Annotated in this window: 9 protein-coding genes and 1 pseudogene; 4 read left to right on the top strand and 6 right to left on the bottom strand. The window is 52.5% G+C overall.

Annotation, left to right across the window (positions count from 1 at the left end; all coding sequences use genetic code 11):
• Positions 1 to 188 (top strand): annotated as a pseudogene (locus tag C162_RS36435) (stage V sporulation protein R); the annotation flags it as partial.
• Positions 189 to 433: 245 nt separating this feature from the next.
• Positions 434 to 2,848 carry a transglutaminase domain-containing protein gene (locus C162_RS34745; RefSeq protein WP_051494018.1) on the top strand — a complete coding sequence of 805 codons (2,415 nt, stop codon included), beginning with the start codon at positions 434 to 436 and terminating at the stop codon, positions 2,846 to 2,848.
• 49 nt (positions 2,849 to 2,897) lie between these two features.
• On the opposite strand, the gene C162_RS29075 is transcribed toward C162_RS34745, so the two are convergent.
• The 5 genes from C162_RS29075 to C162_RS29055 all read right to left on the bottom strand — a co-directional run bounded on the left by C162_RS29075 (position 2,898) and on the right by C162_RS29055 (position 6,692).
• Positions 2,898 to 3,503 carry a DJ-1/PfpI family protein gene (locus tag C162_RS29075; protein WP_036700592.1) on the bottom strand — a complete coding sequence of 202 codons (606 nt, stop codon included), beginning with the start codon at positions 3,501 to 3,503 and terminating at the stop codon, positions 2,898 to 2,900.
• A gap of 38 nt (positions 3,504 to 3,541) precedes the next feature.
• Positions 3,542 to 4,474 carry a VanZ family protein gene (locus C162_RS29070; RefSeq protein WP_036700589.1) on the bottom strand — a complete coding sequence of 311 codons (933 nt, stop codon included), beginning with the start codon at positions 4,472 to 4,474 and terminating at the stop codon, positions 3,542 to 3,544.
• Between the two features lie 41 nt (positions 4,475 to 4,515).
• Entirely contained in the window at positions 4,516 to 5,430 is a 915-nt protein-coding gene (locus tag C162_RS29065; RefSeq protein ID WP_235218563.1) for an AraC family transcriptional regulator, read from the bottom strand.
• An 86-nt stretch (positions 5,431 to 5,516) separates the two neighbouring features.
• Positions 5,517 to 5,960 (bottom strand): flavodoxin domain-containing protein, encoded by a 444-nt coding sequence (locus C162_RS29060; protein WP_036700580.1) that lies wholly within the window; start codon positions 5,958 to 5,960, stop codon positions 5,517 to 5,519.
• Positions 5,961 to 6,104: 144 nt separating this feature from the next.
• A complete protein-coding gene (locus tag C162_RS29055; RefSeq protein ID WP_036700578.1) occupies positions 6,105 to 6,692 on the bottom strand; it encodes a TetR/AcrR family transcriptional regulator in 588 nt (195 codons plus the stop codon).
• A gap of 161 nt (positions 6,693 to 6,853) precedes the next feature.
• On the opposite strand from C162_RS29055, the gene C162_RS34740 reads away from it, so the two are divergent.
• Positions 6,854 to 7,627, top strand: coding sequence for a hypothetical protein (locus C162_RS34740; RefSeq protein WP_051494017.1), 774 nt, complete (start codon positions 6,854 to 6,856; stop codon positions 7,625 to 7,627).
• A 126-nt stretch (positions 7,628 to 7,753) separates the two neighbouring features.
• Here the strand turns inward: C162_RS34740 and C162_RS29045 are convergent, their stop codons facing one another.
• Complete coding sequence (locus tag C162_RS29045; protein ID WP_036700576.1) at positions 7,754 to 9,649, bottom strand: PrkA family serine protein kinase; 1,896 nt, start codon at positions 9,647 to 9,649, stop codon at positions 7,754 to 7,756.
• A 170-nt stretch (positions 9,650 to 9,819) separates the two neighbouring features.
• Between C162_RS29045 and C162_RS29040 the strand changes: the two genes are divergently transcribed.
• A partial coding sequence (locus C162_RS29040; protein ID WP_156949735.1) for a DUF2161 family putative PD-(D/E)XK-type phosphodiesterase occupies positions 9,820 to 10,492 on the top strand: 673 nt, incomplete at its 3' end.

Raw genomic sequence — 10,492 nt, 5'->3', positions numbered from 1 at the left:
AGCGGAACGGCGAACTGCTGATTACCCACCGCTATGAGAGCATCGAGCTGGATCTGAAATACCTGGAGCGCACGCTCCCGCATATCTATGCCCTCTGGGGCCGTACCGTGCATCTGCAGACCGTCGTAGAAGACAAAAACGCTCTGTTCACCTATGACGGCAAAAAGGTGCAGCGGCGGTTTATGTAAAGAAACATATGGGTTCGCACAATAAGCCGCAGTGTAGTTGCTATGTGCAATTACGCTGCGGCTTGTTTTTGAATGGTATTAGATTGGGAGATCAAACCCTGCTGCAAAAAATACTTAAATATAAATTATCCCAATTTTGTTTTAATAGTATCCGAATGGGTTATATATCTCCTGTGATTTATAATGGGTAATTCTGGATGGTCCATGGTTACCCTCATACAGAAACCAGACGGGAGAGGACGTTAGTGAAAGTGAAACAACTGGCAATACTGCTACTCATCATGTGTGTGATTCTGACAGGCTGCATGGGGGGCAGCAAAGAAGGAAGTCCAGCGCCTTCATCCAGCCCGGCAGCCACGGCAACTGCTGAGACAAAGAACACTTCGGAGAACCCTCCGCCTGAGGCTTCACAGACCGTGTACGATCTGAAGCAGAAGTATGATTCAGACGAAGCAGATCACAGTCCGGGCATCATGCCTATGTATAATGTGGAGCAGGATATGGAATTCATCTTCAGATTCAATACTGATCTTGGTTCCGAAGCCATCGGCAAGACGTTATCCGTACATACCGATATCAAGGCACTCCCGGAGAGCAAAGTCGGGACCCTTGAGGACTCACAGCTTGTTGACGGCAAAAGCGTATACTCCATCAAGCCGCTCGGCTTCGGCGTTCTTCCCTCCGATTCCCTGCGCGCTACCGGAGCCAGCTCCTGGGGGAACGCGCCTGTCTACTACATCCGGCTCAATTATGACCTGGATGCCAAGTCGCCAACTCTGCTGAAGCAGCCGGTGATCATTCCGTTCACGGTGAAGTCGGATCTTCCTGTGCCGAACCTGCAATCCGACATCAGTCTGGACGGCAGATTAACCCTGGTCTGGGATGAGGTGCCGGGTGCAGAGAGCTATAACATTTACAGTGCTTCCCACATTACGATGGAGAACACGAATGAGCCGCTCAGCGGTGCGGAGCAAGGCTACGCGGATCAGCGTCCGCTGCTGATTGCAACAGTGAAGAGCAACTCGTATAACGACTTCATGAAGGATGGACGCGGTGCGCTAGGTGTAGTAGATGAGACCATTACCAGCATACAGAATAACAATGTGCAAGGTGAATATTACGTCACTGCCGTTCAGGGGGACAAAGAATCCCGGTTCAGCCGCTCGGCAGATACCGTGGCGTTATCCAAACGTCTGCCGCGCACTGTGGCTCCTGAGGATAACATCAACCTGAAATTGTACAAGAATGCCACAGAGCTGCCCAAAACCGTTCCTGTTCAGTTCATTGACGGCTCCAAAGCCTCAGTAACAGTGATGTACGACACCGAAGCTGTGACTCTTAAGGCTTCCGGTCCAACTGATGTCCCGTACACGCTTCAAGGTACTGCGCTCAAAGGATATGTTCAGGTTGCGCAATTGACGGAAGCGGATATTGCCAGTCTTGCCGCCGCCCAGAGCAACAAGGCGAACCCGGGATATGTGGAGCCGCAGAATGACACAGATTATGTGCCTGCACCTGATATACCAACTATCATCGACAACAACGATAGCGGGAACGCCAGTGAAGCTGGAGATAATGTCATCGACCAGCAAAAAGAAAATACCAAGAGCAAGGTAGAAGAAGGCAACAAGCAGGCGGTTCCAGGCACCACGATACGGGCTGACCTCATTCATGCAGACTCTGCGCTGGAGGAATACCTCGCGTTATCCCTTATGAATGGCGAGACCGAAATTTCGCTGCAAGCCTTCCCGGAGGCGCAGAATGCCCGCACCCTGGTGGATGTGATTGAGAAGGTGGTCTACCAGAACCCGCTCATTCTCGGCTTCCGCGGTTATGGCTACGATTACGAGAAGCTGACGTTGAATGTCAAGTATGATGATTCTGCCGAGTCCATCCGCACCAAGCAGAAGGAGATTCTTGCCGAAGCAGATAAAGTAATCGCGGCTACGATCAAGGAAGGCATGAGTGCAGATGAGAAGCAGATGGCGATCTATAATTATCTGAATGATAACACCGTCTATGACGATGCTGCACTGGAGAATGCCAAGGAGCAGGAGTTCAAGACAGTAGATGCGAAGTATAACGATTCTTTCAATACCTATGGCATTCTGGTTAAAAAAGTCGGCGTATGCATGAGCTATGCCCATACCTTCCAGCTGCTCTCGGATCTCGTCCAGGTCCCTTCGATGGTCGTCACAGGAACCATGAGCGGTGTGAATCACGCCTGGAACAAGGTGAAGATCGGCGACGAATGGGTCAATGTTGACCCGACCAATAACGCCACCAATACTGGACTTCCTTATCTGCTCTATAACTCCAATGATGCTACAGCCATCGATGTAGAGTATGTGATGGACAAGGCCTACTGGCTGGACCATGAGCTGCCTCTGTTCAAGGCCACCAGCAATGCCTACGATTATTATGTGACGCAAGGACTTGAGGTAGATTCTCTCGAAGCCTACAAGACTAAGCTGGCCGAACAGCTGAAGAAAGGCGAGACTCTGGTAGTCCTGCGCGTTCTGGGCAATACCGACAGCTCGAAGCTGATGCAGAAAACCGCCGAGGTCATCAAGCAATACGATGCCACTAAGCTGGATAGTGCAGGGATGGTTGAACTGGGAAGCTACGTGGCGGTTCAATTGGACGCTGCAGCCCCGTAATAACGGACAAAAGAAAGGCAAGCCCTGATGCAGGGGCTTGCCTTTCTGTCTATTCCTCTTCATACGGATAGTAGATATCGCTCAGCTTACCTGACTGATAATAGGGGTACTCCAGTCTTTTTTGCACCTGGAGCGCAGTGTCTGTATCCACTAAGCACTCGATCAGGTAGAGGCCCAGATCGATCGAGGACGTCACTCCGCCTCCGGTGAAGGTGTCGCCGTCCCGGACGGCCCGGGCCTTAATGACTTCCGCGCAGTAAGGGGCTAGCAGATCGTAGGCCGATGAGTTCGTGGTCGCTTTTTTACCCTCCAGGAATCCTGCCGCCCCTAAGAGTAGAGCACCCGTGCAGACCGACACTTTGTAGCGTGCGCCTTCTGCCGTCCGTATCCAGCTCATAAAGTCCTCGTCATAGCGGAGTGTCCGGGTCGGCATGCCGCCCGGAAGGAACACCAGGTCGAATGCCCCCAGATCAGGCAGCACCTCATCGGCCTTCATGGTCAACCCCCGGTCATCTGTCACCTCAGCCTTGTTGGCGCAGAAAGTCCAGGATACGTCCTCCTTCGCCTTCAGGATCGCCAGCCAGGTGACTGTATCATAGAATCCCACGAAATCCATGGTGGTCATGCCATCGAACAGTACAAATGCCATTCTCATTACCGTCACCAATCCTCTCGGAGTAGAAGATTAAGTACTCAGTTCCAGATATACTGCATCTTTTTATATCCTACATCCCATACTTTCAAGCCGCCCTTAAGCGTGATCTTCAGCTCTTGCCCCGGCAGAGCCGGCATCTCATATACCACAGGGTACTGTTCAGGATTAGTACGCTGAAAATCTGCAGAATAATTCAAGAATTCCTGGCCATCCCGGGTAATACTGATCTCACCGGAATAATCTGTTGGTTCGGGGTTTCCGAAAGTGAAGCAGAAAGTCGTCTGACCCTCAGACTTGTACGTGAACGTTCTGGACTCTCCGCCTTCAGCGCCATATAGGTTATAGCGGAGCGGTATCTTCTGTCCGTTGATTTGAATGCTGTCCGGTTTGTCTGCGGATGAATTGCCCGAGGTGTCCGTCCATTCCGTGATCGCTGTGAACGGACCCTCTACTTTAGTTATTATTTTGTCTACCGCCTCCCCTAACCCCCATAAAGCTATAAAAAGAACCATAACCGATATAGCCGTTGCCACCAGATTGCGCCCGAGGCTCCGGTAACGGAAACCAAGCTTGTACGCCCCAAAACCCAGAGCTGCTCCAATCGAATTCTGAAGAGCGTCGTTGATATCGAAGCTGCCCAGGAAGGTAAGAGCCTGGATCGTTTCCAGGACAAGAATCGCAATGAAGAATAAGGTGATGAACCGGACGAAGCTGACCCGGTACAGCCATGGAATCAATATACCGAAAGGAATAAACGCAATCGTGTTCCCGAAACCCACCAAATCCATGAGGGTGGGAGGCAGAAGATCAGACGGAGACGGCAGCTTAAGAAAGTTATCGGGCATGAAAATAAAGGTGTAGATGGTATGATCCGAAGCCTCTCCTCTGCCGAAAGCAAAGAACATAAAATAAAGCACAAGCATTGTATACAATACGGTTACAGTTAGTAAAATCTTGCGTTGTTTAGCCATGGTTATCTCCTTTATCTCTATTTTCCACATATTACAATAACCTATTCAATGGTTTCATGAAACCTGCGGCCCCGCACCGGAACATAAATCTCCATCACCGAATCCACACGGGCGTGACAGCGTTCGTCGTAGAACTCAAAGTTCAGCTTATCTTCGTCATGCATATATCCGCTGCCCGGGAACCAGTCTTCGAAGATATATCTCCAGGTACTCTTGACCACCTCGGCAAAAGTCTCCGGTCTCGCCTCATCGGTAGCGTCCACCGGCGGTGTCGTAAATACCGCATACTGCGCCGCAGGCACAACAGCCGTAAGCATGTCAGGAGTAACCTTACTGAAGTCCTCCACTATAACCCCTAGCAGATAGACGGCGTTGCCGCCAGTGTCTGCCGGAATGCACAAGCCAACCTCCCCGTGCTTAGGCGGATTCAGCTTCGCGTACATCTGATCCTCCAGATTGTCGCCCTCATAGTAATACCAGAAGGAAGCGACGTCCTGCGTAGCATTCCCGGCCTCCACATCCGTCTCAATCCCGTACCCCGCTACGTTAAAAGCAGACTTCGCCACCATCACCGGCTCTGCAATATAGTCCTTAATCTCATATTCTAACCGGTCCCGGAGATACCCGCTCATCCGTGCCGCATACTGGGAGGGGCTGTAGCCGTAAGTTTTGCGGAAGGCTTTGGCGAAGCCCCCGGGGGTCTCGAAGCCATATTCCAGCGCAATCTCCGTAATTCTCCGCCCGTTGAACAATTCAACGGCAGCCCGTGACAATCTCCGGGTGCGCACATATTCCATGACCGGCATAGCCTGAGCCTTACTGAACATCCGGCAAAAATGATACAGCGAATACCCTGCATACGCTGCAATCTGCTCCGCTGTCAGCGGGTCCATGAGATGCTCCTCAATATAATCAATCGTCTGCCCGATCTCTCTGCTGTAATTCAGTAACTCCACCGGCCTTTCTGGTCCACATAGGTGAGTCCATTATAGCAGACTGTGGCCGGTTGGACTGTTCCTGTCTTGCTCTATACTCAGCTTATTCAGACAATCTTGTCTAATAAGGCGGCTGCGAAGAGGCGGGCTTTCTCGACATCCAGCTCATCGGGATGCCCTTTTTTATCCAGATTGAAGCCCAGCGGGCTGAACTCCCCGGGACAATGGAACTCACCGATCACGTTGCTGCCCTTCGCCGCCAGCTTGGTCTCAACCAGCACCTGATTCTTGAATTCTCCAGATCCGGAGGTGCAAAAAATAAAGACTTTTTTGTCCCGGAGCGGCATCCTCTTGATGAATTTGAACATCTTGCGGTGGATTTTGGAGGCGTAAATGCCTGAACCAAGGCCAATCAGGTCATATCCGGACAGCATCTCCGGCTTAACGTCCTCTACTTTAGCCAAATCTGCACCCAGCACTTCAGCCATAGCGGCTGCAATCTTCTGTGTGTTCATGCTGCGGCCTGATCTGTAAATAATAATAGTCTTCATAATGGCGCCTCAATTCGTTATTTTATAAAATATGAATGAACTTAATTAAATTCATTCATTTCAAAGCAAAATAAAATGCCCAGTACATCCCTGAACATTTAATAGTGTATTCTGCAGCAAGCCAAACGAAACCATAGATCTGTGTCAATGCTGTGTATCCGTCAAGCCTTTCATAATGAATTCAACTAAATAATCCAGGATCTGCGGGAAATAGCTAACCCCTATCTCTTCCTTGTGAATGTCGATATACGGCACAGAGTTGAACAAGGCAAGAATCATGCCGTCCGCAAGATCTGTTCTGATCTTCCCCTTGGTCTTCCAGTGCCGGATTAATTCCAGCGTGCCGCTGTTCATCATTTCATGAATACCTTCAATCCCGCCATGCTCATAGAATTCCTTCTCCAGCTTGCTGAAAAGAGCTTTGTTGTACCATTCCTTCAGGATTGGATTCGAATTGATTCCGCTGTAATTAAGCGCCATGATTTCTTTGAGCACTTTGGCAGGCTCGTCGTCCAGATTGACCGAAGATTGCAGGATACTCCGTTTCAGCTTCTCGTTCTCCTGCAGATAAATATCGATGAACAGCTTCTCTTTCGAAGCGTAATAATTGTAGAACGTACCCACAGCGAACCCGCACATTTTGGTGATGTCAGAAATATTGGTGTCCTTGAAGCCCTTGGAGCTGAACAGCTCTTTACCGCATCTGAAAATCTCAGCCTTCTTATCTTCCATCCGTAATCCCTCCGTGACTGAGTGAATAATATATAATTCATTCATAATGTAGCACAGTCATGCAGCCATTACAAATGTACTTTTATATTCAGCTGACACGTATCACTTCCCATTTCGGTGAATAGGCTATTGTAATGAATTCAAGAATGGAGGTATCCCGCATGAATTACAAGAACGAAGATTCGACCCCTTCAGCTCATCCGTCAGGCTATCGGCATCTGCCGCAGCCCTATCCTTATTCGCATTACCACTACCTGGTACGTTCGGGGTCCGCTGAGGAGCCCGTTCCGAGAATTGCTAAGAACGCTGCAACTGCCGGGAATACGCAGACTGTCCGGACCTCCGAACCTCCGGCTGCTGCGAACAATCCGGTGGACGGCCATCCCGGGGCAAGTCAGACCGGCGGAAAGGGAATTCATGTCGATGCAGGAGGCGAGTTAGGGGGTAAACACGGCATCGGTATGAATGCCGGAGGACAACTGGCTTACAGCGGCGCAAGTATGCAGGCAGGCGGCCATATCGGCGGCCCCTCCTATGGCATTGAAGCGCAAGGCGATTCCTATGTCGGTAACGGGCAAGGCATCGGCGTGAATGCTGAAGCCCAGGCCTTCGGCAAATACGGGGTGGCCGCACAGGGCAAGGCCCAGCTTGGCGGCGGGCAGGGCGCAGATGTCCAGATGGGCGCGCAGGCCGGGGGCGAACACGGGCTTAATGCAGATGCAGGTGCTCATCTGGGCCTTAGTCAAGGCGCCGGTTTTGACTCCCATGTTCAGCTAGGCGGCAATAAGGGCATCGGAGCTGAGGCCAATGCTCAGTTCGGCGGCGGCGAAGGCGCAGGCATCGGCGTGGGCGGACAGCTCGGCAAATATAACGGCCAGTTAAGCTTCAAGATTGGCGGCAAGCAGCAGGAGCCTAAGGATTCTCAGGAGGAGTAGAGGCTTCCAAGCGAATAAGGAATCCTCTGATAGCTAGACAACATAAAGGGAATATCCTTAAGCCATCACGATGGCCTGGGATATTCCCTTTTTTTTGCAGAACCCGTATGTCAAAGTGGCGCTGTGTCAGCGGTTCAGCAGGCTTCCGACATATTTCAGCAGCTCATTGGCACAGATTGGGCAGTAGTTGTGCTCGTCGATCAGGCGGCGGCTGACCTCGTTGATCCGTTTAAGCTGGCTTTCATCCGGTGTTTTGGAGGAAGTGGTGATTTTGACAATATCCTTGAGATCCGTGAACAGCTTCTTCTCGATGGCTTCCCGCAGCCGGTCATGATTGTTGTACTCGAACTTCTTGCCCTTGCGGGAATAGGACGAGATGCGGATCAGAATCTCCTCGCGGAAGGCCTTCTTCGCATTCTCCGAAATGCCGATCTGCTCTTCAATGGAGCGCATCAGCCGCTCATCCGGCTCCATCTCTTCATCGGTAAGCGGGTCGCGGATTTTGGACCAGTTGCAGAAGGCTTCAATATTGTCGAGATAATTCTCGAACAGCGTTTTGGCGGATTCTTCAAAAGAGTAGACGAAGGCCTTTTGCACTTCGCTTTTGGCGAGAATATCATATTCCTTACGGGCAATGGAAATAAAATTCAGATAACGCTCGCGCTCCTCCTTCGTAATCGAAGGATGCTGATCCAGACCGTCCTTGATCGCCCGCAGCACATCCAGCGCGTTCATGCACTGCAAATCGCCTTTGATCAGGGCGCTGGAGATACGGTTGATGACATACCGCGGGTCGATGCCGGACATGCCCTCATCCAGGTATTCGGTCTGCATTTCCTTCAGATCTGCTTCCTTGTAGCCCTCGACCTCTTCGCCGTCGTACATCCGCAGCTTCTTGATCAGATCCATCCCCTGCTTCTTGCTCTCCTTAAGCCGCGTCAGGATCGAGAAAATCGCCGCCGCACGCAGCGCGTGAGGGGCAATATGCACATGCTTCATATCGCTCTGGCCGATTAGCTTGGCGTAGATCTTTTCCTCTTCAGAGACGCGCAGATTATAGGGAACCGGCATGACGATCATACGGGACTGGAGCGCTTCGTTCTTTTTATTAGAGATGAAGGATTTATATTCGGTCTCATTCGTGTGGGCAATAATCATCTCATCCGCCGAGATTAACGCGAAGCGCCCAGCCTTGAAATTCCCCTCCTGGGTCAGGGACAGCAGGTTCCACAGGAATTTCTCATCGCATTTCAGCATCTCCTGGAACTCCATCAGACCACGGTTGGCCTTGTTCAGCTCCCCGTCGAAGCGGTAGGCCCGCGGATCGGATTCCGAGCCGAATTCGGTAATGGTTGAGAAGTCGATACTGCCGGTCAGATCCGCAATATCCTGCGACTTCGGATCCGAAGGGCTGAATGTGCCAATCCCCACCCGCTCCTCTTCTGACAACAGCACCCGGGTAACTGCCACCTGTTCGATATCCCCGTGATACTCATTCTTCAGCCGCATCTGGCAGGACGGGCACAGATTGCCTTCAACCCGTACGCCAAGCTCCCGCTCAATCTCCGGACGCAGCTCCAGCGGAATCAGGTGCAGCGGGTCCTCATGCATCGGGCAGCCCTCAATCGCATACACCGCACCCGCATCCGTACGCGAATATTGTTCCAGGCCGCGCTTCAGCAGCGTTACGAGCGTCGACTTCCCTCCACTGACCGGTCCCATCAGCAGCAAGATCCGTTTGCGCACATCCAGCCTTCGGGCTGCGGAATGGAAGTATTCCTCCACCAGCTTTTCCACCGCACGATCCAGTCCAAAGATCTCCTGTTCAAAAAACTTATACCGTTTACGTCCGTTGATGTCCTCGACGCCGTGTGACTTGATCATGTCGTATACGCGGGAATGAGCCGTTTTTGCGGGAGAGGGGTCTGCTCTTAGCAGTTCTATATAGTCCTTGAAAGTGCCGCTCCACGCCAAACGGTCGTTCTCAGCCCGATACGAAGCTATACGCTCAAAAATATCCATGGCTCGCTGCCTCCTCTTGCGCTCCTACTTGCTCCACCAAGCTTAGAAAGTGTATTACATACCTATGCGGCGAGCCCGGAATAGTTGACCTCTTTTTTGCTGTGCTATAATAGAGAATCATGAATTCTCAATTATAATTACGCTGCAATCCAGGGCAGGAGTGACAACCAATGGCGATCAAACAGGAAACGGAGCTGTATGCTCCTTTGAAGGGATTTTTTGAACGGCAGGGCTATGAGATCAAGGGCGAGGTGCGTACCTGCGATCTGGTCGGTATCCGGGAGGACGAGCCCCAGCCGCTCATTGTGGAGATGAAAAAATCGTTCAATCTCGCCCTGCTGCTGCAAGGCATTGAACGGCTGCGGCTTAGCCCTAACGTCTACCTCGCGGTAGAACGCGTCAGGGAGAAGAAGGGCGCGGTCAACCAGCGCTGGGGCGAGCTCACCGGGCTATGCCGCCGGCTCGGCCTGGGGCTGGTAACCGTCGTCTTCTACAAGACGAAGGCCCCGCTCGTCGAGGTGCTCGCGGAGCCGGGCGAGGCGCCGCCGCAGGCCCGCAGCGCCGTCCGCCGCCGCGAGCGCTTGCTCTACGAGTTCCGCGAGCGCAGCGGGGACTACAACACCGGCGGCAGCACGCGCGTCAAGCTCGTGACTGCCTACCGCGAGAAGGCGCTGCGCGTGGCCGCCGCGCTGCAGGCCCTGGAGGCCGAAGCCGCCGGAGCGGCCGGCCTCGGCAGGGGGCGCGCGGCGCTCGGCGGCGCGCCGGGCATGGCCCTGGCCGCCGGGGAGACGGCGGCCGCGGGTACGGCAGCAGCGGCGGGTGATGCCGCTGCGGATGCGGGCC

This window comes from Paenibacillus sp. FSL R7-269 (assembly GCF_000517865.1).
Classification (GTDB): Bacteria; Bacillota; Bacilli; order Paenibacillales; family Paenibacillaceae; genus Paenibacillus_AQ.
Note: the sequence above shows the minus strand (reverse complement) of the source record. Positions and strands in the feature narration are given on the sequence as shown.